Raw genomic sequence first — 23,433 nt, forward strand, 5'->3', positions numbered from 1 at the left:
CCCGTCGATCAGTGTCGACTCAATCAGCCCCCTGCTGAAGCTGTTCGTACTTCTCGGTAAACCGGGTTTCACACGACTGACAACAGAACTGATACAACTTCCCGTCGATGCGAACCGCAGTCCCCTCGCTGTCGACCGTATTCTCACACTGGGCGCAGGTGAGCGCGAACTCTGCCCCGCCAAGGTCTGGGGACCAATCAGCCGCCGCAAGAAGCGTCACCTCGACATCAGCGATTGCATCTTCGGCCACGGTTTCAGCGAGCCAGCTCGAAACATCGTTATCAGGTACCCGAGCGTACACTATCAGTTCACCGTCGGCCGAGGTGAACACGTGTTCCACTGCCCCATCATCAAGCAAGGTACTCCGAAGCGCGGAAACGTCTGGACCCTCCCGAGCTACCTCGATAGTCAGTAACACCGGGATGCCTTTCTGGAGTTGTGACCGGTCGATATCGAGCGTGAAACGATTGATGACGCCCATATCTTGCATCTTTGCCACCCGATCCGAAACGGCAGGTGCTGAGAGGCCGACTACCTCTGCGATGTCACTGTAGGCCCGGCGGGCGTTCGATTGCAGTAACTGAAGGATTTCGAGGTCAGTTTCGTCAAGTTCGCGCATACTTCGAGTACGGCTATGAATGACTAAAGCTCTCCGACAATTCTGGATTTGATTCCAAAGTAAGATGGGTATCGTATCCCCCATAGCGAAAGGGAAATCAGAATAAAAGAGGGGTACGTAGAGAGTAGTGTATGTCCACCACCATCACCGTCGAAGGGATGACCTGCGGACACTGTGAACAGACAGTCGAAGAAGCGGTCGAGGAAGTCTCTGGCGTCACAGGTGCCGCCGCCGACCGAGACGCCGAACAGGTTACTGTCGAGGGGGACACCGACGTATCGAGTCTCGTGGAAACCGTCGAAGATGCGGGATACACCGCGCAAGCCTGAACCGGCAACGTACTGAAAATCATCCCGTCGTTCTCATTCGAGTCCTTCCGCCGGCCGTACGCGATAGTGTCGGCGTGTAGCTAGTACAATGGGTGACGGTACCAATAAACAATACATGACCAACCACCCAGACGACGACCCGCCGGACGAACAGCCGCCAGACCGCCCCGCTACTCCGCAGTCAGACGACGATTGCGCCTGTTGCCGCATCTGTGAACTCGAATCTGCTGGCGATGGAACTGATAAACCCGGTAACGAGCACCAACACAACCATCCACAACAAAGCGGTCCCGGGACCCATACCGATTCTAGCGTCGAACAGGAACTGCTCGAAGACGAGGCCGAGCGGGCTGCCGAAGCCGAACGGGAGTTACACGACCGAGCAGAACACGGCGAGCACGCAGGCCACGATCAAGACGGTGACCACGCGGATCACGACGGTCACGGTGGGATGCACGCCGGTCACGAACAGATGTTTCGCCGTCGGTTCTTCGTCTCAACGGCGCTGTCGATACCCGTACTCCTGTATAGCCCGTTCATACAAGGGGCACTCGGATTCTCCGCGCCGGCGTTTCCCGGAAGCAGTTGGATAACACCCGTCTTCGCGGTAGTCGTGTTCGCTTACGGTGGCGTTCCGTTCCTCAAGATGGCGGTTCCTGAACTGAAAGACCGGTCGCCGGGGATGATGACGCTCATCTCGATGGCGATCGTCGTAGCATTTCTATATTCCGTCGCCAGCCTATTCATTCCCGGTACGACTCCGTTCTTCTGGGAGCTGGTCACGCTGATAGATATCATGCTGCTCGGTCACTGGATCGAAATGCGGTCGGTCCGGGCGGCCTCCGGTGCGCTCGACGAACTGGCCAAACTCATGCCCGATACGGCCGAGCGAGTCACCGAGAGTGGCGAGACCGAGGGGGTACCCGTCTCGGAACTTCAGGACGGAGACGTCCTACTCGTCCGACCTGGAGCGAGTGTTCCAGCCGACGGCGAAGTCGTCGAGGGGGCGTCCTCGGTCGACGAGTCGATGATAACGGGGGAATCGCGACCCGTGGACAAGGAGGAAGGTTCTGATGTCGTCGCTGGGACGGTTAACCAAGATGGGAGTCTCCGGGTCCGCGTGACGAAGACGGGCGACGAGACAGCACTGGCAGGCATCATGCGACTCGTCGAGGATGCCCAGCAGTCGAAGTCAAAGACACAGCTGCTCGCCGACCGAGCGTCCGGTTGGCTGTTCTACGCCGCGTTGGGTGTGGCGGCTATCACGGCTGTGGCATGGGTCATTGCGGTGGGGCTGAACATCGCCGTACTGGAACGCGTCGTCACGGTGCTCGTCATCGCCTGTCCACATGCACTCGGTCTGGCCGTCCCGCTCGTCGTCGCAATCAACACGTCGACGGCCGCCCGAAACGGGATGCTCATCCGCGACCGTATCGCCATGGAGGAAGCTCGGAACCTGGACACGGTGATGTTCGATAAGACCGGGACGCTCACCAAGGGCGAGCAAGGTGTCGTCGGTGTCGAGACGGCAGCTGGTTGGTCCGAAGAAGAAGCGTTCGAGGTCGCTGCTGGCGTGGAAGGCGACTCTGAGCACATGATCGCTCGCGCGATTCGGACCGCCGCCGACGAACGTGGCGTCCAGCGAGCGAGTGTCTCGAACTTCGAGAACCTCCGTGGGCTCGGGGTCAAAGCAACCGTGGGCGGCGAGCTAGTCCATCTTGGCGGTCCCAACCTAATCGAGAAGCTCGGCATCGACAGACCATCGTCTATCGCTTCATTCGCCGATGAGGCCGGCTCAAACGCCCAGACAGTTATCTACCTCATCCAAGACGAATCCGAGGTCGTCGCTGCGTTCGCGCTGGCAGACGTCATCCGGGAGGAAAGCCGGCAGGCCATCGACGCACTACACGCGATGGACATCGAGGTGGCGATGCTAACCGGGGACTCCGAAGACGTCGCGAAGGCCGTCTCCGAAGAACTCGGTATCGACCAGTACTTTGCTGAAGTGCTCCCCGAGGAGAAAGACACGAAAGTCGAACAGCTCCAGTCCGAGGGGAAGCTGGTCGCGATGGTCGGCGACGGCGTCAATGACGCCCCGGCACTAACTAGAGCGGATGTCGGTATCGCCATCGGCTCGGGGACAGACGTGGCAATCGAGTCGGGAGATATCATTCTCGTCGAGAACAACCCCCGCGACGTCGTTCGACTCATCAAACTCTCGAAGGCGAGCTACCGGAAGATGCAGGAGAACCTCGTGTGGGCGACCGGTTACAACGTATTCGCGTTGCCCCTCGCAGCCGGCGTCCTCGCACCCGTCGGGATTCTCCTGTCGCCGGCCATCGGCGCGGTGTTCATGTCGCTGTCGACGGTCATCGTCGCTATCAATGCCCGCAGACTCCGTGGAGTCGATCTTTCGTGATTGACGCGTTTCGCCAGTGGGCCTTCGCCCGTCGCGACCACACGCACAGCCAGCGCGTGTACGACTGGTGGAGCCGGCACGACCGGGTGTACGCTGCTTTCGTCACGGGCTTCCTGTTCGGTCGAACAGGCGAATTTCGCGACCGGACGGTCGCCGCCCTCTCGTTGGACGACGGTGATACCGTCCTCGATGTCGGCTGTGGGCCTGGTCCGAACTTCGACCGACTTGCCGACGCCGTTGGCCCGAGTGGAACTATCGTCGGCGTCGACGCCAGCCCCGGTATGGTCAAGCGCGCGAGGGAACGCGGCGAACAGTTGAACTGTGAAGTCGAAGTACTTCGAGCGGACGCAAGGAGGCTGCCACTGGCGAGTGACCGTTTCGATGGGGTTTGCGCAACACTGTCGTTGAGCGCAATGGGCGATGTCGAGGCGGTCGTGGCCGAGATGTCCGACGTATTGCGTCATGGAGGACACACTGCAATTCTCGACGCTCGGTCGTTCCAGATGGCACCGCTTCGCTGGCTCAACCCACTCATCGAAGGCGTCTCGGCTTACATTACCAACTGGTATCCCGAGGCCCCAATCGTCCAATCAGTCGAAGAGACGTTCGCATCGGTTTCCAGCGAGACGTTTCACGGAGGGACGGTCTACGTGGTGACGGGAACAAAGGGAGCTTAAAATAGTTCCACCAAGGCACAGATTCGTCATTAGCCGACTACTCGGCGGGCCACGCCAGTGGCCTGGTCCCAAAGGAACTCGATATCGATATCGCGTCTCGTGGTGAGCGACGGCGTCTCGTGTACATACCCCTCAGTCTCGATCACCCATAAAAGGAACTCGGCAACATCGGCACGAGGGATTGGACCAGCGGTCACGTGGGTGTCTACACCGTGGACGTATTCACCGGTTCCTGGTTCGTCCGTCAGGCCACCTGGCCGAACGATAGTCCAATCGAGGTCGCTCTGCATGACCCGTTCTTCTTGCCGAGCTTTGTCTGCCATGAGGTCGGCCAGAACCGTTGCGTTCGCTAATCTGACGTACCAAGGAACAGCAGACGTGCTGCTACCGAGTCCCATCGACGTCAGAACCACCAGTCGCTCGACCCCGTGGCGCTCCATCGCAGCGATGATACGTGCCGTTCCCCGTGAGACGATATCGTCCGGGTTGTTCGGTGTGCGACCGAGGAGACAACACACAGCATCAACCCCTTCAATTGTTGCCGAGACAGCATCCGGATCGAGGACGTTCCCTTCGACAGTGGTGAGAGCACTCCCAGTCGAAATCGTTGCCGGTGACCGCGTGAGGACCCGGATATCATGCCCGCGATTGCTTGCCTGTGCAGTCAGTTCACGACCGGTCCCACCTGTCGCACCGAAGACGGCCAGTTCCATGTTGCTGTATCACTGTTTTGGGGACCATCATTCACCTCAGTTATTGTTACAAACCGAAAGACCGGGTAACTGGGACCAACGGGACGTATATCGGGAATGAGGGAACGATAGCTGCATAAACGATAAGAAATGACAAGAACTGTTGGTTGTTAAGTTTGGTATCCTAAGCTCGACGGTGATTGAGGTCGAACTGATGTAAGCAAACGTCTAATATCTGGACACTTCTCCAGCCACTAGATAGGACTGCTTTTCAGAGCTATTTTTGCGGTCTCTTACGAGCTGGAAACGGACTCACCGTATTGAGGGGCTCCGAGGCAGCCATCACGACTATTGCACGCCCTGACTTCGGATAGCTATTGCTGGTGGCGCCGTATCTCATCGCGAACGATAGTCCGAATTTCCCGTTCGGGGAGATTTGAATCTGCAGGAATGTCCGGTTTCTCGAGTGGTTCAAGTTCTTGAGCGGCAGCTTTGAGTCTCTCATCTTCAGCTTCGGCATAGAAATACAGGTCACGACGGTCGTCGTAGAGAGCTCGCAACGTTGACTCGGCGACAGGCGTTCCGTCAGCTGCTTCTGCGTAAGTATATCCCTGCTCTACGCGTTCGAGTGCACGTCGAATAGTCAGGAACTCGTCGGCATTGACCTGGAGATAGCCGTCTTCAACGCCGAAACCGGCTGGCGGCCGTCCAGTCCATCGGCCAGCATCTTTCGCAGCATCGATTCCGGACTGAATTCGGCGGAGCTTCTGTTTGTGCTCTACGCGGGCTAGGTCACCCATCACACCAGCGATAAGCTGACTCACCGCTCTGTCGACGAGGTCATCCTCGAGGCTGATTTCGAGACCGACCTCAATATCCTGAACGCCAGTTTCGTGACTAAGACAGAACTCTAGAAACTCGTGGATTTCGCCGGCACCGAGTCGAGACAGACGTGAGAGTTCGTGGACAACGACGACATCCAGTTTACCGTCTTCAATATCTGCACGGAGTCGCTGGTACTCTCCACCGCGGCCAGTTTCGGTCCCGCTGATGAGATCAGCGTAGGCATGAATCTCTGGGTCGTCATACGTGTCTTCGGCAAACTCCCGAAGTTCGTCGAGTTGTCGTTGTGGGTCTTGGTCTGTTGTCGAGACACGGGCGTAGAAGCCGATTTCAGGCATACTTCCTGCGGTGTCGGTCGACTGTATAAGTTATCAGCCTTCTAACGGCCCCGTCGAAAGTACTAGGTTTGTACTGAAACCAGCGAGTGCATATTCCTTATATACTATCTGGCAATCGGAGAAGATGCAGATTATCTTTGTATCGACAGAGAGCGACAGGTATGGTTGCAACACGAGAAAGAGCTCTTAGCGAGCGTGAGTTCGAGCTGTTATTGGAAGGAGCGGGCCGAATAACGGATACACAACGGCGTCTTGAAACACGAGCGGCTATTCTCCTCGGCGGACGTCTTGGATTTCGACCCGGAGAGACCACGCATCTGACGACCTCTTGGATTGACCTAGAGCGGCAGATGATCCAAATTCCCCCACAGGAAGATTGTACAAAGGGACGTGACGGCGGTATCTGTGGATACTGCCGTCAGGCAGTGAAGCAACGAATGAATCACAACCCCGAGACTGAATTTCAGAGTTTTGCAGATCGCTACTGGCTCCCAAAAACAGAAGCTGCATCTCGGACAGTACCGTACCATTTCTCGTACCGGGTCCGAATTGCCATCGAATTACTACTTGACGAACATGGAGGTTGGCCATATTCGTTCTCAACCTTACAGCGACGTCTAGAAACAGCTCTTGAACTGTCTCCAGAACTCGCCGACGACGCAACCTCCTTACACGGACTACGTGCCACAGCTGCCTCATACCATGCGGGAAGAGGCTTGGACCTTCCTGCACTCAGAGCAATGTTCGGTTGGGAAGACATCAAGACTGCACGACAATATTTGAATGTCGATGGAGCTATGACCCGGCGAGCGCTGGACAGTATTCATCAGTAAAGCTGAACCCACTGATGTTTAGGAACAAGGTGTAGCGCTAATTCAGTAGTTATTCCATCGGCCCTACGTCTCCAAGGTGAGTGTATTTTTCAGCGACCTTCTCGAAATACGCTTCTGTCATAATTCGGGGATTCGACACTCGGTGGAAGTCATCAAGAACGAACTGCATATCCTCCTCATCTAGCTCGTAAGCGTGGAATACAGCTGCATCTACTTCGGCTTGTAATTCACGCCGAGTGTCCATATCTGTCGCTGGCTCGATCCCACCGAGTCGCTCTCGCATCTCAGCAAACTCCTCACCGTAGCAGCTAAGTTTCGACGCACGATCGGCAATGTAGTGGAACCAGTTGTCGCCGTCAGTAAGTCTAGGTGCCTGTGACTCCTCAAACTTGTACTTCGAGGCGTGTGAATCAACCTTCGTCCGCATCAAGAAATCGAACGGGATACTATTGATCAGCCCAAGCGCGACGAAAAGCTCCATATCGGTGAAAACACGGTCGTAAGCACTGTGCATCGGGAATTGCGAAAGATCGTTCTTACTAGGGTTCGCCTCAAATGGCCGGACCGTGTAAAGCGTATGGACGACGACTCCGCCCGGAGGAATTACAGCCGCAATGAGCGTCCGTTCGTCAGTTGCACGAGCGACCTCACGGAGCACAATTCGGTACTCAGAACTATGAAGACGGATGTCCTCCAGAGAAAGTTCGGGGCGGTCAAATTCCTCCGTCAGCAACCGATTGACGAAACGCTTCTGTGAACTTGAAGGTAGGTGGCTGAACTCAGGATCATCAGCGAACTTGTTGTAGATAGCCTTCTTGAGACTAATAGCAGAGTCCCGGGCACGGAAGTTCTTTTCTCGAACGCGACGCTTAGCACTCAAATCCTCGTTATCCTCATCGACACTCCAGAAAGAGATGGGTTCAAGATCGTCGACGTATGTCGGATCATAACAGAATTGATGGATGTTCTTTCCTTGATAAACCGGATAGTCACCTTTGGATTCGTCTTCGATGAATCTATCCCGATCTCGTCCCCGATCCAATTCCTTGTACAAGACAGTACGCCAAGCAGCTTCAATTTCAGTCGCCAATGGTGGTGTCTGGAGGATTTTATCCAGTACTGAGACCTCCTGTTGTTCCTCGATATTTGGGAATATTCGAGCACCAGGGGAATACTCCTTGAGGATGCGCGCCGGTATATCTAAAGCTACATCATCAATCGACCGGAGGACATCAACAGTGGTCTGATGGAATATACCATGAACAGTATGAGTGCTTCCCCCTGTCCGGAGAGTAACGATACCGAAATTATATCTAGTGTCTATGTCAGAGAAGATTCCTCTGTTTTCAAAACCGATGATACTCTGTATCTCAGATTCTTCCAAAGCATGAACCCGCAAATCCTTCCCAGCGGCGGCATTAAAGAATGGGCCAGGAAGCAGCTGTGAAATGTAACCTCCATTTCTGACAATATCATAGACTCGCTCGAAGAACAGGAGGGACAAATCGTTCGTCCTTGCAACCTGTTGACCTTCGACGCTTGGCGTCTGGTACTCGTATTCTCCACTCTGGTTGATATAGGTCGCTTGCCGTTCTTTATCTCGCTGGAACTTCTCCCATTCAGCAGCGATGTCGGAGTTCTCTAAGAGTTCCTCTACCTTTTTGTCCTTCTCACTTGGTGAGCGGCTACGGAACTCAGTATCATGCTTTGGGAAAAAGTCCGTACGGTACGGTTTTAGCTCATCCCACGGCGGGTTACCAATGATGACATCAAACCCACCTTCGCGGTAGACAGTAGCAAACTCCAGCACCCAATGAAACGGTGAGAACTCCTCCAATTCCTTAAGAGAAATATCCTCATCAACGAGTTCGTTGAACTGGTCGCGAATCTTCTCATTAAGCTCCTGGCTGTGTGTGTCGATTTTCCGCTCAGCCATTTTACGAGCGTTCTGTGCTTCGCGGGCTGAATCCGCAGCTCGATGGCGGTCTTGCTCTCGAATGACATCCTCATACAGGTCTTTGACCGCAGTTCCAACACCCCAATTCGATAGTGACGCATCGCCGGCCTCCTCTCGTGCAACTTCATGAAGTTCGGTAAATCCAATCAGCGAGTTTCCCTGACGGATGTTGAAGTCAATATTCGGGAGCGGTTCTACTTCGTTCGGCTCGTCTTCGATATCAGCTACCATCGACAACCACAAGCGTAGTTTGCAAATTTCGACTGCTCCGTCCTCAATATCCACTCCGTAGAGGTTGTTCAGAATGATAGATCGTTTTGCAAAGAGTGATATCCCACCATGCCCCTCTCCGATACTCTCCAATTCTTCACGAGTACGGCTCTCCAGCTCCCATCCTTTCCCCTCTGCTTCGAGCCGCTGGAAATACTCAATGCACTGCATGTATAGGTCCATCAGCACCTCCTGTGCAGCGAGCAGGAAGGCACCACTTCCAACCGCGGGATCAAGAATGTGCGCCTCCTTCAGAATGTCGTGGTAGAGAGTCTCCACGTGACTAGTCTGAACGTTTTCTGTTGGAACTTGCTGAGTTATCGTTCCGCCATCGGCAACGGCTTCTGCACCACTATCTGTCTCGGGCACGGGGAATCCGAACACATAGTCGATCTCGTCGTAGTCTGCGTCTACAGCCTCATTGAGTTGATCGAGTAGATACGGATGGATCGTTCGACGAGCCATGAAACCAGTGATCTCTTCCGGGGTGTAGTACGCCCCCATCTCTTTCTGATTGACCGTTTGCTCGAAGATGTGACCCAAAATTGCAGGGGAGAGATTCTTGGGGTCAACGATGTCGAGTCGCTCGTCTACGTTCCAATTCCAGTCGGAGAGAAAATCAAGAATATCGTCGAAGAGCCCGTTCGTTTCTTCGGTAGAGCCACCTAACTTCGCATCTTCAAACTCCTCTTCGACAGGATTCCGTGCAAACAAGCCACCGTTCAAGTATGGAAGACTACCGAAATCAGGGTTCTGCTTGTCCTCTGCAAGGTATTCGAAGAAGAGGGGTTCATAGAAATCTGTATAGTGGTCACCGCCCTCGTCAACGACTTCATTCGGCTGTTCGTGAAGGTAGTTCGGGTTCCGATCAAGGAGGCGCTTTTCTTGAATGAAGTATAGGAAGATCATTCGATCGAGGATTACTTGCACATATCGTTGCTTCGCATCACCACGATCTTCAGGAATACCAGTGACCTCTTGAATGAGGTCAGTCCGGAGTTCCTCAAACTGTTCATAGAACTCCTTGACGACCTGTTGCGTGTCGTATAGAGTATCGTAAATCGCAGCGGAGGAACCATACTCGATTGAGTTCAATTTCTGGAGAATAGTGTTCTTCTCTCCGCTGTCCCGCGTGAACTGCTCTTTCGAGAACGAAATCTTTTGATGCTTAATTCGACCGTGCTGCTGACCCTCCCAGCTTCGGACTCGAGTAATGAAGGTGAAGCTCTCGAAGTCGTTGGTAGCAACGAGGTTGGTGTGACGTGAGCGGTTTTCCGGTTTGAAGTCTGTAGCTGTCTCACCTGGACCAGCGTTAACGATGACAATGAATTCGTCATCATCGAGTTGCAACACGAGCTCGTTGTCCTCACCCAGCTTTGGGCGTGGTTTGAGCCCACGTTTTTCTAGGGAATTCGCAATGTCAGGTAGAGAGTCCCAGCCTGCGATATCGGAGGCAGTAATCTGTTGTAAAGTCATACCACCTGAAAGTATCTAATCACACATCAAATTTGATGTGTATATCTACCATTTACCCCTCCATTGTTCAATGAGGATTTAAACTGAACTTCGATTGGAGACTTGACATACTAGCTCATCGCCCAGTGAGTCAGAACTCCACCAAAACTCTACAAACAATTGATGCAGTGCATTGAGTATTTCCAGCAGCTCGAAGCAGAGGGGAAAGGGTGGGAGCTAGAGTCCAGAACAAGAGAAGAGATAGAGGATATCGAGTCTGGGAAAAGTTCTGCATCACTGTATGCAAAGCGGACGGCCATCCTCCACAATTTGTACGGGGTCGATATCGACGAAGGTGCTGTTGAGATTTGCAAGCTCAGACTCTGGTTGTCGATGGTTGCCGACATTGAAGATGAGCCGAGCGAGGTGGAACCGCTTCCGAATATCGATTTCAATGTCCGGCAGGGGAACAGCCTGATCGGGGAGCTTGATACGGCCATAGAGAGTAACGAAGACGGTGATAGTGACCTTGATTCGTGGGAGGTGAAAACTCGGTTTGAAGATGTTAAGAAAGCAATCAAGCAGCATAAAAAGGCAGAGACCAGTGTCGAAGCGCAAAAATGGCGGAAAGAGGCGGAAGACAGAATAGAGAAACACCGCGACAAATTTGACGCAGTTCTTCAGCGAGAATTCCAAGACGCTGGCTTTGACGACATCACGATCGAAGAAATACGGGAGTGGTCCCCCTTCCACTGGCCGTTGGAGTTCGCCGACGTCTTCGAGAAGGGCGGATTCGACGTGTTTATCGGGAATCCACCATGGGACATGCTCTACGCGAACCGCGACGACTTCTTTATTCGATACGATGAGCAGTTCCGTACCTATCCGTCGGAGGAAAAAGACGGTGTGATGGAAGACCTCCTCTCAAACCCTCAGGTTGCGTGGGAATGGGAAGAATACAAGAACTCTATGGAGACTCAAGCAAACTTCTTCACACAGGGAGAGGTCTACAAGCTTCAATCGCCGGTGGTGGGCGGACGGACGATGCCGACAAAGAATGAACTGTCCGCTCTTTTCCTAGAGCGGGTCTTCAGACTCTCCAGAGACGGCGTGAGGGTGAGTCTGCTCCTCCCCGGCACTATTTTCGGGGGAGTGATGGGGAAAGACCTCCGAACGCATCTACTGGACCACACAGACATAGAGAACCTAATCGGTTTCGAGAATAAGGGAATCTTTGAGCAGATACATCGGCAATACCGGTTTGCAATTCTGACATTTGAGTATGGTGGAAAGACCAGTCGGCTCCGAGGCATTTTCAACCAACGAAGTATGGACGTAGTCTACAATATCGAGGATTTGGCCGCAGAAATCCCACGTCAAGTACTTCTCAATTATTCTCCGGAGGGTAGAATTTTCCCCTCGATCACGTCGCAAGTCGAAGCCGACGTCCTCAGCAAGGTAGTCACTCAACCACCTCTAAATGAGAGTATCGAAGGTACCTGGTCAGTGGATATGTTGACTAAGGAGTTCGTCGAATCCACCGATAAAGACCGGTTGCAAGATTCTCCAGATAATGCTGATTATCCAGTATACGGGGGAGCAAACATACACCAATTTGAACACGATAATACCCAAACACAGAGTTTGGACAACCCTCGGTATTGGAGCCGAGGCATGTACGATCCGCCGAATAGTGCTCAGTACCGTGTCCGTGAAAAGAAATTCAACCGAGGCAATCTCAAGCGGGCAATCTACGACGCCTTTGGAGGCCCAGAGACGAGCAAGTCTCAAGTTCAATTCGTAGATGAATTACTCGGAGAACATCGTGGCCACGGACTTGAGGAAGAGGATATACTACTCGATTGCACTGAGTACCGAATTGGCATTCGAGACGTTTCCCGATCCCGAGACGAGCGGACAATAATAGCTACCGTACTTCCGAAAGACGTCATATGTCTTCACACCATTAACACGTTCAAACCGTTCTCCATTGAGCCCGAAGAGGAACACCTCTCAGAGTCACCTCTTCGATCACCCTACGTCCGCCGATTCACGGATCAGGAACTTTTCGTGGCAACTGGACTCCTGAACAGCATTGCGTTCGATTTCCTGATGCGGACCAAAGTCGAGACGCACATCGTCAAACGAGAGCTACTAGAATCCCAGCTCCCACGCCTAACCGACGGAGATGACTGGTTCCACTATATCGCTGAACGAGCTGCTCGATTGAATTGTTACGGTGAAGAATTCGAAGAGATGCGCGAACGGATTGGAAGAATCGAACCGGCGACAGAAGATCAAGAACGGAGAGAATTACAAGCTGAAATAGACGCGGCCGTGTTCCACGCGTATGGCCTAGAACGTCGTGACGTGAAGTTTGTTCTCGACGACTTCCATCGCGTTGAGAATCCGAAACTGATGGACGAGATGTACTTCGATTTGGTCTTGGAGAAATACGATTTGTTGGACCAGAAGGGCCCCCTACCGTAGCTCCCGAATCACTGTCCGACAACCCCCCAGCATACGAGCTGCGCTTTCACTTCACTCTCCCCCATCAGTTTAGTCTGGTATTCGGTGGAGGCTTCGACATTCTCTTCCAAGAATTCCTCAAGTTGGCTGAGGAACTCTACGGGCGGCCACTCCGGGAAGGAGTCATACTGTTCGTTCTCACGAAAGATCTCTCGTATAATTCGGTCTTCATCCGTGTTCGCCAGCTTTACGTCCTGCAACCGCTCTTCGAGGTCGTTGGCCCATTCTTCCAGTGTTTCGAAGCCTTCGACAGGAGCCGTCTCATCGCCGTGATTCGGCTGTACGTAGTGGTTGATGAAATCGAGAATCGTTTCCTGTTCCTTCGAGAAGGCCTCTCCATGTTTGAAAGCTCCCTCAACCTGACCTTCTCGAATTACCTCGAGACGTTCGTCAAGGACTGTTTGAATATCACCGCGGTTCGACAACACCGTATCTGGATTTCTGGTGATCGGTTTGCCGTCAACTGAAGGATCGATATTGAGCGTGCTCACGGGTCGTTCTTTGACCTCGTCAGCGAAGGGCTTATAGTAGAAAGCACGACGGACGCGTCCAAGCGGGGACTCATGGTCATCATCATCGAACCAGAGGTGAGCAAGGGCGAACACGCCCGGACGGGGACCGGCATCGTGGTCAGTTACATTCGTATAGAGGAATTCTCGTTCTTCGGGCTGGTCATCGAAGAATTCCTCCGCGTACTCGAAGTCTTCCGCGGCCAGGTCATAATCCTCATTCAGTTCTCGTTTCAGGAGGTACCGTTCAAATGCAGCTTGTTCATTGCTCCCAGCGTTGCGGAGGAGCGGGTTCTTGCTCGTGTCGTCGAGTTCATTGACGTCATCAATTTCACGGGAATTCTGGAGCGAATCCCCAATCTCGTCCACCTGCAATTCTCCAATCGTCTTCTCTGTGTCCACACCTGTCTTTTCGAGAATCTGGTCTTCGTTCGGATCGAGGATGTTATTCTCCTTCCCGACGATGAGCGCGATATCGTTGATCTTTGCTTGCAGGCGTTTCAACAGCTTAATCGCTGCTTCGATGTCGCCATCCGGGTAGAAGTTGTGGACGTGTTTTTCAGCGGTACTACCGATCCGGTCGACTCGCCCGACACGCTGTACAATCCGCATCGGGTTCCACGGCAGGTCGTAATTGACCACCACATGGACGTCCTGAAGATTAACCCCTTCACTCAGCGTGTCAGTGGCCACTACGTACTGTAGCTCTGAGTCCCCCGACTCCGAGAGCGTTTGCTGGTAGCCCGACGCCTCGGGGGCAAACCGCTGGATGATGTCCTGCTTGTTCTCATCGCCCCCTTTGACAACTGCGCTGTTCGCTTCAGTGAGCGGTGCGTCCGCGTTGTCACAGAGAGTTCGATAGACGTAGTCTGCAGTTGCCCGATACTGAGTAAAGATGAGCACTTTTTGATCGTGACTAGTGAGGACATCTGCAAGCCGGTCGATCTTCGGATCGCGGAATTCGCGCAGTGAGAAAATAGCCTCGTAAAAGTCACGTGTGACGGAATCTACATCGCTCAGGTCACTCTGTGGATAGAGAACCGGATTCGTTTCTTCTTCAGGTACGTCTGGGAGGATGCCAGCATCGTGTTCAGCGAGCCATTGGCGCGTGGAGACCGCGTAATCGCTCACATTGCCCGCATCACGGGCGACATCACCGATAAACTGCGAGAGGAAGTATGAGAGAAGGGTGAGGTCCTCCCGAATGTACATCTTCACCTCGCCGATGGTGGCCTCTGCCAGTTCGTCTCCTTCTGTATCAGCTCCTTCTTCCGCTTGAATAGCGGTGGTATCGAAACCGAATTCTTCGAGTGTTTGTTCGAGATCTTCAGCAGCGTCCGCCCCTTCGACAAAGTCACCAAGTTCAGAGTCATCCCCCCTCTGAATAGTTCGGAGCCTATCGATGTCTTCGTCCTCGGGGAGTTCATCAAGAAGGCCGAGAAGCTGTCGTTCGCTCTGATGTAGCGTCTCTATCGACTGGACAAAAGCGTACGTTGATGATTCAAGCCGTTTAAGCAGATTCAGCTTGTAGAGAGCTTTCAACGTGCCCCCTGCTTTCGGGTTTTTGACTGTTATGTGGGGAAGGTGGAGAGCGTCCATCACGTCGGGGAGCATCCGATATACTGGCTGATAGGCCGCCGGAAGAGAGTACTGTTGCTTGTTGAGTTTCGGCGGCTTGAAGCTCATCTCGAAGTCCTCCGTGTCCTGAATCTGGTCTTTGACGTGCTTGCGCGTCCGAAGAACCATCACTTCGTTCAGAATATTCGAAATCTCAGAGGAGTGACGCTGAAGCTGTTCAGTGATTTCCTGCTGTTCGTCGTCACCAACCTCCTCTTTCCCGGCAGCGATGCGTTTTCGCGTCTCAGAGAGCTCGATGTATTCGTCGAACGCATCAAAGTCCAGTGATGCTTTGTTCCGGAGTTCTTCCGGGCTGGTGAACAGACTGATGAGATTCTTCAGATCGGTGGCGCTGTTGTTGATCGGAGTCGCAGTCAGCATAATCATCGTCTTTCCGCGCAGCTGTCTGAGATTCGCGTGTCTTCGCGTCCCCTTGTAGTCGTCATCGTGGTCTGGGTTCGGTCGCCACTTCCCGTAGTTCCGGAACCGATGAGCCTCGTCGATAAGTAGGACGTCGAACTCATCCTTGAGGTCCTGGACCTCGCCGTAGGAGAGATTCTGGAACTTGCTGATACTCATTACATCAAGATGCGTGCCGTCTGCCTCCAATCCGAAGTACGGGTTGCCATCTTCGTCAGTATCGTCTTGGAGGAGGTCTCTCCACTGATCAGTCAAATTTGCCGGGACGATGAGGAGACAGTGGTCACCCCGTTGACGGTAGTCGTGGAGGAGCTCTCCGCCGATGAATGATTTTCCGAGACCGACGGAGTCGGAGACTATACACCCGTTGAACTGGGATAGTTTCTCTTTCGCGCTCTCGTAGCCGAGTTTTTGGAAGTAGTACAGAGGACTATCCCGAATGTTGACGTTCCCATTCAGTTCGTCATAGGCAAGTAGTTTGTAGAGTTCAAACGGTTCGAGATAGGTGCCCAACTCATTGGTCGACAGCACCTCATCGGACTCATCCTCCTGCTGTTCCTTCCAGTCCTGGTACTTACTGCTATTCTCGATGATTCGAATAATCTCCTCACTGAAATCCTCAGCGTTCGCCCACTGGTTGTCATACCAGTCTTCGAAAGCCTCTGCTTCGGGACGGTCCTGGCTTGTGAGGTTCAGTTCGATGTTGTTCTGGTGTCCACTGGCGGTGAAGTTTGAGGACCCAACGATTGTTGCGCAGGGACGTGTGTCGCGGTCGTTGTCAGTTGCCCAGTCGTCATCGTCGTGGGGTGCTCTGAAGGAGGCTCCTTTAGCGTGGAAGTAGCCGTTTTCTGGATTTCGCACACGGACGCTAACCTTGTCTTCTGCTATGAAATCTCGGAGCCGATCAAGGCGACCCAACTGCGCGTTGTTGAGTTCTTCAATACTTTGTTTAACCTCATTTTTGAGTTCGTTTCGTAGACTTTGACCCTCCCCGATTTCATCTGCTGTGCTGCGATTCGTTTGCCGACCCATCAAGATGCGAATCGGCGCATGACCGAGTTCGTCTGGGTCAGCTAGTTGTTCAAGATCGTCCCGATATAGATCAAAACCAGAGAGATAGAAGTACCCAGTGGCGATTCTAGCCTCTTCGATTTGAGGGATGATTTTTTTGTAGACATCTTCGACTGTCCGGTTGGCGTTATCGACGAGAGGAGGGAGGGAAATCATCGTGCTATCAGTTGTAAATTGTACTGAGGCTTAACTATCAGGGAAGAATTAAGCAAGCTGAATTATTAAGCTCCAGTTCAGACTGGAAGGTTCGTGACAGCGTTTGGAGCGGCTGTGATCGCAGTCCCGCAACTGTAAAACCGGAGTTAATCGGTGTTCTGGTAGAGCCGGTAGCCGCTGACAGTGCAGCCAAGAAAGGCGATTCCCTCCCAGACCAAGATCTCGATTAGTCCGGTGGTGACAGCACGCCGGACAGAGGTGATTCCCCAGAGAGCAGTAGTTCGGCGGAGACTCATCGCTCCAACTGTTTTGATCGCTTCTACCGGTGAGACGCCGAGGAGAGCTGATCCGGTGAGGGTCAGCACTATGAGGAGAGCGATTTGCTGCCGGCCGAACTCAAAGAAGTTTCCGACAGCACTACTGAGATAGGTGTTGATGACGTACCGAATAGAACTCAAGACACCGACCATTTCTTACCCAGATGATTTCAGACGATAATGAATAAACTTTCTCACGGATACAGGGTTCTATTAGCCGCCGACCCCTTTCTTACTTGCAATCCAGAGGATCAGTGCTTCGGGTGGGTACTGGATTCGGAGGCGAATCTTGTGAAGGAGGCCAGCACTTGATTCTTCCTTGACCTCATCGAGTACAGATCGGTACTGGGCCCGGCCGATCTTGGAAATGGTAAACAATTCGGCCAGTGTTTCGTCAATCCAACAAATTGCCACGAATGGAAGTATCGCAGCGATGGTCGTTCCGATTCCTACGACCAGATATACAGGAAGCATCACTGTAGAGGGAGCTGACTGAAAGGCTGTAACGAGTGTGCGTGGGAAGGCGATTATCCCGGCAAAGAAGAGCAGACCGAATGTCAAATAAAACGACCAGAATAGAGTTCTCCCGATGAATCCCATTTGGTCGTGGCCGACTTCGTGGAGGAATACGTAGTCGACAACGTCTTCTGAGAAGTCCTCCTTGGCCTGTTCGTTTATTAATAGGGTGCCGAGCGGAGAGTAGTCGCCCATCCGTTTGCTCTCGTCGTGGAACCAGTACACGGTCCGCGAGATCCCGCCGGCAGTGTATTCTCCGGTCTCGGTGACACCTCCCCGGTTCTTTGCGTATAGTCGAGTCAGTACGGACTGTATTTTCCCGAACATGGCCACGTAGCACCGTCTTAGGGAATATATATGAAAAGCTAGTATTTAAGCGAACTGTCGGGTGATATCCGGAGTCCTAAGTTCTCGTCTACAGGAGTTGACCACCGTTGACGTAGAGATATTTGGATGGATGACCGAATTTCGCTACGAACGGAGTTGATCTGAGTTGGTAGCCGATTCGGAGGATGTCTACTATCGGCATGACGGCGTTGATATGGTGGTCCTGTCCTATCCGGAGGTGACCGTGCGCTGTTCGGTTTCTCAGGTTGCCGTCGGCAGTTTCTCCCGTTTTCTCGTTGTACGCGTATTCGAGGTATTCCTGGAATTCATCTCCTGCGTGGGTATCGATCTGGGAAATGAGTGGTGTAAGTGTTCTTGTTCCGGTGCCACCGGCCATTTGCCGGACCACGTCGTCTCCGAGATCGTTCAAGAGTTCGTAAAGGGTTGATTCGAGTCGAGGGATGCTGATGTGGATGGAGGCGGCGTATTCTTTGTCGAAAAGGTAGCTGACGGCGTCCGTAAGGTACCAGATGGTGTGGTTGGAGAGTCCAAGGATCGTGTTTAGTAGTCGGAAGAAGTCCTCTTCTCGAAGCCATCCTTCTTCAATCAGTCTGATGACCGCTCCGGAGATCACTACGTGGGATTCGAGTAGGTCTTGAGCGTAGTCCTGAGTGATGTCGTCGTCAGGACCGACCTGAGTGAGGTGGCCTGACAGCTCCGGATGAAGGTTGTCTACGTGGTTGATGAGCGAGAAATGTTCCGAATCCTGTTCACCAAACGGTGGGAGCAGCTCGAATTCGTTTACAAGCCAGTAGAGTGCCTTCGTGGTATTGTCGTGTACTGCGATATTTTTGAAGATGTCCTGAAGGGTCTCGGACTGTGCTTTCAGCGTTCCTGGAGCGGGTTTCTGAATTTTCTTCCCGGAGTTCTTCAGCTCTCGTCCGCCTTCCCGGATTGAGTCCTGCATCTCGTTCTTCCACTCTACCTTTTCTTCGTCGTCCAGAGTTGTGGATACGATCGGATCGCGAAGGGCCTTGTCGATTATATTGCCTTTCAGCAAGGCGTCTCGCTCGCCTTGTGTTTCAACATATCGCCAATACTCTTCTGTGTATCTCCGTTTGAGGCCGGAGTCATCGATATCGAGTTCTCTTCCGATTTCGATAGCTTTTCCCAAGAAATCGCGGCAAGCATCCTGATCGGTGACATTCTCACCCAGTTCGTGGTCTTCATGTCTATACCGGTTCGCACGGACGATGCAGATCACGAAGAGCCGTTGTAGTAGACCTCTATCGAAGGATTTGCCTGGGTCCGTATGTTCGAGTACGAGGTCTATTGTTTCCTCGAATCCGCTTCTTGTGCCTTTCTCTTCTTCGTAGTATCTGTCGTCCAAGAAGTCAACGGCAGTGGAGAGTTCAGATGAATTGTCGTGGGAGAGTTTGGCTTGGAGGGCGACCAGTTCTTGGAGAGACCGGACGATGATCGAATCGTGTCCTCGCTTCCATCCCAGATGGAAGGATTTACTGAGGAGGTGTTTCGCGGCCCGTGCGTGGTCATAGGATCCGTTGTTAATCTTCCACTGGCGTAGGGCTTCGATTGCTGCTATCAGTGGGTGGAGATGAGAGATCGGGCCCAAGATTTCGGGGATTTTCTCGTTCGCTGTTTCAGAGTTGTCGTCGATGAATCCGATAAATATCTCCAAGTCGGTGGTGAAGCTGAAGGCTTCTCTGGGGTCATCTTCTGCATTCTCCCAGTGCTCCTGTATCGTGTCTATAGAAGGCACATAGACGTACATCAGCGGTTGATTGTCGTTATATCTTTTGTAGGTACGGTTCGAGATTTTCTCGGTATGACCTTCTGTTTTTAAAGAGCTGCTATTCCTGCTCCCCAGAGTCAGTATCCCCCGGTAGTCGAGTCCCAAGCGACCGCTGTTTATCTTCCTGTACGTCTGGTTCTTGCACTAGTTCGTTCATGCTCTTGCTGCCATATTCCGAGGCAACTTTCCGAACTCGGTCGCGCGTACTCTGGAACGAATCATCCAGATAGGACTTGGTACGTTCGAATCCACTCACGTATCGCTCTCCCTTCTCCGTTTCTTCAACATCACGGGACTGGCCCTCTTCATCGACCTTGACGATTCCCATGTCGATGTATCGCTTAATCGTTCGCGAAAGCCCCTCGTCAAATGGGCCTCGCTCTTTGAGGATAGTGTCGACGTCAGTCTCCCCAGGCTCACGCCGATAGCGATCTATCAGTTTGTGATACTTTCCCCGGCCTTCGATCTCCCCGCCAGTCTCGTGCAGGAGGAGCAACTCTGGGTGATGATCATCGTCGCTCATAGGTATTCATCAAGAGTCGTCGCTTCAGTTCTGATACGATTCAACTGAATTATCTGTGACTGATCATCTTGGAAATGAGATTGAATCCGATCAAGCGGAGACGTCATAATGCACTGAATCTCTGCATCTCGAAGATACCGAGCAGCGGCGTCCTGAATGTCTGATTCGAGGTTCGTAAGCGGTTCGTCAAGCACCAACACCTCCCAGTTGTGGGCATCCTCATTTTCTTGGGCAAACTGCGCTACAGTGAGTCCGAATGCAAGATTGACCAGCCGTTTTTCACCACTGCTGAGCCGGTCATAGGGGCGGATACCCTCAGACCCCGTCCCAGGGAATTCCAGTTCCCCATCCGGTGTGAGACCGACTTCAGTGCCGAGACCCGGTGCGATTTCTTGATAAACCTCCGACAGTCGGTCTGTGAAGGTTTCTCGAATCTCTTCAAATGCTTCTTGCTTCAATTCCTCTATCTGAGCCTCCGCAGCAGATATCGATTCATCAATCGCGTTGAGGAGCTCTTGTCGTTTTTCGAGTTGCGTACTGAGCTCTTCTTTCCGAGATTTGAACTCCTCTAAGTCCTCTCGCTTCTGCGCGAGTTCAGTGTCAGTTCTTTCCTGAAGTTGGTCGATATCGTATCCTGCCTGCTTGAGTGCAGTCCTGACAAACTGGTTGAGGTCCTGCAGTTCGGGCTCTGATTCCTTGAGTTCGGTAATTTCGGCCTTGACCTCCGAGAGTTCTTTTTCCAGCTCTCCGATCTCCTCTTTCAGACCCTCAATTCGGTCGTCTGCACTGTCTACTTTCTCTCGAAGCTGCTCCCGGAGTTCGCTAAGATCACGGTCACGCCCACATTGAGGGCACCTGTTTGGGAGGCGATTCCGTGCGGTCTCCTCTTCAACTAGCCGTCCACACACGGGACAGGTAAATTCCTGAATGGCGTCAATGATGAGGTCATTGACCTTTTGTGTATATCGGGACGTGTCACTGAGTTCCCGCCGTTTCTGTTTGAGTTGATCCTCAAGAGACCGTCGCCGGTCATAGAGTTCGTCAAGTCGCTCTGCGACCTCGTCTTTCGCCTGAAGTCGAGCACTGATACTTTCAATCTCCCCAGACTCAATCAGCTCTCTGAGCTCCTCGATTTCTACAATCCGGTTCTGCGTACTAGAAATAGGAAGAGAATTCAGATTCTCTTCTAGTTGTCTGATACTCGGCCTCTCCTGCCCCCGTCTTCGAATCTCTCGAAGGTGGACTAAATCATGCTTTGCACGGCGATGTCGCTTGATTTTTGTCTGGTTCTCCGCACTGAGGAGCGCCCTGATTCGATTCAGTAGATCTTCCCCAGAGAGTGCACTGATTGGCTGGTTTGCCGGATTTGCGGTAATGAACTGAAGACTAACATTCTCCTCGGCTCCAATGTATGATTTTACACCCTCACCGGCGTTGAGGGATTGACCATCTTGTTCGTATGTATGTTTCCTATCCCGTAGCACTGCATCTGTGTTATCGAAGTGAACGTTCACCGTACTGTGTTGGCCGGATGTAACTCCGAACGTCCCAGACCGTCCGTACAACGCGTAGAGTATGGCATTGAACGTAAGCGTCTTTCCGGATCTGTTCCCGCCGGACAACAACAAGTCGTCGCCGGAAATCGTGTCTTCGGTGATTGTCGGGCTCTCATCAATAGCGAAGTTCTCGATTTCGAGTCTACTGATTTTCATAGTGTTCTTCGTAGGGGACAGACATCTGTTTTGCAAGCCGGTTCAGTTCGCGGAACGAGCGGACAGAGAACACACGTAGTATGATGGCAGCAAGCCCAACCCCGATAAGCAGGCCAAGAAGGTCGTTGATCACGTATCCCGTGGTTGGTACTGCTATTGCGAGAATAATCCCAGCAAGAATGGAGACGTGATGGCTGTAACCCTTCTCATCAAAGTCGTCTATTGCGTCTTTTACTTCTTGCTGGGCCGAGTCAAAGAAATCGCTTCCTCCGGTAATCCTCAGAATTGTTTCTGTGGATCGCTTCAGATTCCCTCCCGCCCAGAAGTCGTTGAGCCAATCATTAGCAACGACAACTGTGAACATCACAACTATTGACGGAACAGCGGCCGCCACGAGTGCTATTCGATCTGTCGAAATTAGGGGTACATCCCAGTATAGCAAGATGAGCAGAGAATACACGTATATCGCTAGTGCACCCCATCCTCCGTTCTTTATTTGAGAAGCAAGCCCCATTATGACACTGTTCTATCAAACAAAGCCACAGACAATAAAATGAATGGTAGTTGGTAGACAAGTCATCTGAGTCTAATAATAGTTCGTAAATACAAATCGTCTACATCTCTGTTGTTTCTACTCTGGTGTACTCGGGGGCAATCCACTGGGCACTTCTGATCGTGATTATCTCAGCAGGCTCAATTGAATAGACCGGCGATCTATACGGAAGACGCCTCTGGAGGGATTCGAGCTATTTGAATATTGTCAGGTAACCCGTGCAAGATACAAAGAATGTATGCAGCAGAGCAGATCAATTATTATCGTATTTGGTGAAGGCTTCCACCGGAGCAGGCTGGGTACTGAGATGTGTATTCTTGAATCCCGATTCGAATTTTAAACCATGCCCATGTGACGGTCAGATCCGATATGTCCAGCCCAAATCAGAGCGATAAAGAGAGCCCTTCGGATGTCAGCCCAGAAGCCGGGGCTACCGAGAGCAAGCAGCAGTGTGTAAGTGCCAGCCCGAAACCGTTGTGCGCTTGATTCGGTCTTTTTCAATCAGTTTCTGCAGACGTTTCTCGGCGGTGTGCCAGTCGACGCCCAGCTCCTTGCCGACATCCTGGGTGGTCACCGGAACGTCGACCCGGTCGACCACCCTGAAAGCTACTTCCGACATATGGGAGTACGGTAATCTAATCTTTAAATACGTATCCGACACGTCGGAATCACTGATCGCGTCTCACCAGGAGAAACTACCTCAAAGAAACGTGGAGTACCGTGACTAGTTTCGATTCAGTAAGGGTCTGGCTTCTCGTCGTCGGGATTGTTGGTGGAGTTGGACTATTCATCTCTTGGGAGCTGAGCCACCTCTGGGAACACCTCTTCGGTTACTCCTCGATAATGACCGTACTGACAACGATTACCGTTCTCTTGCTCTCCTATTTCTGCCTGAGTTACCTTGTCTCATCTGTTCTCTACAATCAAGAACTGAGTGC

17 protein-coding genes are annotated in these 23,433 nt (G+C 52.5%); 5 read left to right on the forward strand and 12 right to left on the reverse strand.

Going from position 1 to position 23,433, the window contains the following annotated elements; translation table 11 throughout:
• Positions 1-19: 19 nt before the first annotated feature.
• Entirely contained in the window at positions 20-619 is a 600-nt protein-coding gene (locus D3D01_RS16430) for an AsnC family transcriptional regulator (protein ID WP_121512972.1), read from the reverse strand.
• 131 nt (positions 620-750) lie between these two features.
• Here D3D01_RS16430 and D3D01_RS16435 point away from each other — a divergent pair, with 131 nt between their 5' ends.
• The 3 genes from D3D01_RS16435 (at position 751) to D3D01_RS16445 (ending at position 4,044) form a co-directional block, all read left to right on the forward strand.
• Positions 751-948: a heavy-metal-associated domain-containing protein gene (locus tag D3D01_RS16435; protein ID WP_121512973.1), complete on the forward strand. Its 198-nt coding sequence runs from the start codon at positions 751-753 to the stop codon at positions 946-948.
• A 472-nt stretch (positions 949-1,420) separates the two neighbouring features.
• Positions 1,421-3,367 carry a copper-translocating P-type ATPase gene (locus tag D3D01_RS16440; protein ID WP_121513037.1) on the forward strand — a complete coding sequence of 649 codons (1,947 nt, stop codon included), beginning with the start codon at positions 1,421-1,423 and terminating at the stop codon, positions 3,365-3,367.
• The gene (locus D3D01_RS16445; RefSeq protein WP_121512974.1) at positions 3,364-4,044 is read left to right on the forward strand and encodes a class I SAM-dependent methyltransferase; all 681 of its coding nucleotides are present in this window, start codon (positions 3,364-3,366) and stop codon (positions 4,042-4,044) included. The genes D3D01_RS16440 and D3D01_RS16445 overlap by 4 nt, the downstream gene beginning before the upstream one ends.
• Positions 4,045-4,073: 29 nt before the next feature.
• On the opposite strand, the gene D3D01_RS16450 is transcribed toward D3D01_RS16445, so the two are convergent.
• Positions 4,074-4,757, reverse strand: coding sequence for an NAD(P)-dependent oxidoreductase (locus D3D01_RS16450; RefSeq protein ID WP_121512975.1), 684 nt, complete (start codon positions 4,755-4,757; stop codon positions 4,074-4,076).
• Positions 4,758-5,110: 353 nt separating this feature from the next.
• A complete protein-coding gene (locus D3D01_RS16455) occupies positions 5,111-5,917 on the reverse strand; it encodes a recombinase family protein (protein ID WP_121512976.1) in 807 nt (268 codons plus the stop codon).
• Positions 5,918-6,078: 161 nt separating this feature from the next.
• On the opposite strand from D3D01_RS16455, the gene D3D01_RS16460 reads away from it, so the two are divergent.
• Complete coding sequence (locus D3D01_RS16460) at positions 6,079-6,750, forward strand: site-specific integrase (RefSeq protein ID WP_121512977.1); 672 nt, start codon at positions 6,079-6,081, stop codon at positions 6,748-6,750.
• 49 nt (positions 6,751-6,799) lie between these two features.
• Here D3D01_RS16460 and D3D01_RS24585 read toward each other — a convergent pair whose 3' ends face one another.
• Positions 6,800-10,453: an Eco57I restriction-modification methylase domain-containing protein gene (locus D3D01_RS24585; protein WP_233563438.1), complete on the reverse strand. Its 3,654-nt coding sequence runs from the start codon at positions 10,451-10,453 to the stop codon at positions 6,800-6,802.
• Positions 10,454-10,615: 162 nt separating this feature from the next.
• On the opposite strand from D3D01_RS24585, the gene D3D01_RS16470 reads away from it, so the two are divergent.
• Positions 10,616-12,922, forward strand: coding sequence for an Eco57I restriction-modification methylase domain-containing protein (locus D3D01_RS16470; protein WP_121512978.1), 2,307 nt, complete (start codon positions 10,616-10,618; stop codon positions 12,920-12,922).
• Positions 12,923-12,930: 8 nt separating this feature from the next.
• Here D3D01_RS16470 and D3D01_RS16475 read toward each other — a convergent pair whose 3' ends face one another.
• The 8 genes from D3D01_RS16475 to D3D01_RS24170 all read right to left on the reverse strand — a co-directional run bounded on the left by D3D01_RS16475 (position 12,931) and on the right by D3D01_RS24170 (position 23,114).
• Positions 12,931-16,734, reverse strand: a complete 3,804-nt coding sequence (locus tag D3D01_RS16475; RefSeq protein WP_121512979.1) for a helicase-related protein — start codon at positions 16,732-16,734, stop codon at positions 12,931-12,933.
• Between the two features lie 146 nt (positions 16,735-16,880).
• Positions 16,881-17,204: a hypothetical protein gene (locus tag D3D01_RS16480; protein WP_121512980.1), complete on the reverse strand. Its 324-nt coding sequence runs from the start codon at positions 17,202-17,204 to the stop codon at positions 16,881-16,883.
• Between the two features lie 60 nt (positions 17,205-17,264).
• Complete coding sequence (locus tag D3D01_RS16485) at positions 17,265-17,894, reverse strand: hypothetical protein (protein WP_199725413.1); 630 nt, start codon at positions 17,892-17,894, stop codon at positions 17,265-17,267.
• A gap of 88 nt (positions 17,895-17,982) precedes the next feature.
• Entirely contained in the window at positions 17,983-19,686 is a 1,704-nt protein-coding gene (locus D3D01_RS16490; protein ID WP_121512981.1) for a hypothetical protein, read from the reverse strand.
• A gap of 79 nt (positions 19,687-19,765) precedes the next feature.
• Positions 19,766-20,230, reverse strand: a complete 465-nt coding sequence (locus D3D01_RS16495) for a hypothetical protein (RefSeq protein WP_121512982.1) — start codon at positions 20,228-20,230, stop codon at positions 19,766-19,768.
• Positions 20,227-21,942, reverse strand: a complete 1,716-nt coding sequence (locus D3D01_RS16500) for an AAA family ATPase (protein WP_121512983.1) — start codon at positions 21,940-21,942, stop codon at positions 20,227-20,229. Before D3D01_RS16500 ends, D3D01_RS16495 begins: the two co-directional genes overlap by 4 nt.
• Positions 21,929-22,456 (reverse strand): hypothetical protein, encoded by a 528-nt coding sequence (locus D3D01_RS16505; RefSeq protein ID WP_121512984.1) that lies wholly within the window; start codon positions 22,454-22,456, stop codon positions 21,929-21,931. The genes D3D01_RS16500 and D3D01_RS16505 overlap by 14 nt, the downstream gene beginning before the upstream one ends.
• Positions 22,457-22,925: 469 nt before the next feature.
• Entirely contained in the window at positions 22,926-23,114 is a 189-nt protein-coding gene (locus D3D01_RS24170; protein ID WP_199725414.1) for a hypothetical protein, read from the reverse strand.
• Positions 23,115-23,433 lie beyond the last annotated feature (319 nt).

The organism is Haloarcula sp. Atlit-7R, assembly GCF_003666065.1.
GTDB lineage: Archaea > Halobacteriota > Halobacteria > Halobacteriales > Haloarculaceae > Haloarcula > Haloarcula taiwanensis.

Coding starts and splice junctions, on each gene's coding strand:
- D3D01_RS16430 (WP_121512972.1), bottom strand. CDS start 619: ATGCGCGAACTTGACGAAACTGACCTCGAAATCCTTCAGTTACTGCAA.
- D3D01_RS16435 (WP_121512973.1), top strand. CDS start 751: ATGTCCACCACCATCACCGTCGAAGGGATGACCTGCGGACACTGTGAA.
- D3D01_RS16440 (WP_121513037.1), top strand. CDS start 1,421: ATGTTTCGCCGTCGGTTCTTCGTCTCAACGGCGCTGTCGATACCCGTA.
- D3D01_RS16450 (WP_121512975.1), bottom strand. CDS start 4,757: ATGGAACTGGCCGTCTTCGGTGCGACAGGTGGGACCGGTCGTGAACTG.
- D3D01_RS16455 (WP_121512976.1), bottom strand. CDS start 5,917: ATGCCTGAAATCGGCTTCTACGCCCGTGTCTCGACAACAGACCAAGAC.
- D3D01_RS16460 (WP_121512977.1), top strand. CDS start 6,079: ATGGTTGCAACACGAGAAAGAGCTCTTAGCGAGCGTGAGTTCGAGCTG.
- D3D01_RS24585 (WP_233563438.1), bottom strand. CDS start 10,453: ATGACTTTACAACAGATTACTGCCTCCGATATCGCAGGCTGGGACTCT.
- D3D01_RS16470 (WP_121512978.1), top strand. CDS start 10,616: ATGCAGTGCATTGAGTATTTCCAGCAGCTCGAAGCAGAGGGGAAAGGG.
- D3D01_RS16475 (WP_121512979.1), bottom strand. CDS start 16,734: ATGATTTCCCTCCCTCCTCTCGTCGATAACGCCAACCGGACAGTCGAA.
- D3D01_RS16480 (WP_121512980.1), bottom strand. CDS start 17,204: ATGGTCGGTGTCTTGAGTTCTATTCGGTACGTCATCAACACCTATCTC.
- D3D01_RS16485 (WP_199725413.1), bottom strand. CDS start 17,894: ATGTTCGGGAAAATACAGTCCGTACTGACTCGACTATACGCAAAGAAC.
- D3D01_RS16490 (WP_121512981.1), bottom strand. CDS start 19,686: ATGTACGTCTATGTGCCTTCTATAGACACGATACAGGAGCACTGGGAG.
- D3D01_RS16495 (WP_121512982.1), bottom strand. CDS start 20,230: ATGAGCGACGATGATCATCACCCAGAGTTGCTCCTCCTGCACGAGACT.
- D3D01_RS16500 (WP_121512983.1), bottom strand. CDS start 21,942: ATGAAAATCAGTAGACTCGAAATCGAGAACTTCGCTATTGATGAGAGC.
- D3D01_RS16505 (WP_121512984.1), bottom strand. CDS start 22,456: ATGGGGCTTGCTTCTCAAATAAAGAACGGAGGATGGGGTGCACTAGCG.
- D3D01_RS24170 (WP_199725414.1), bottom strand. CDS start 23,114: ATGTCGGAAGTAGCTTTCAGGGTGGTCGACCGGGTCGACGTTCCGGTG.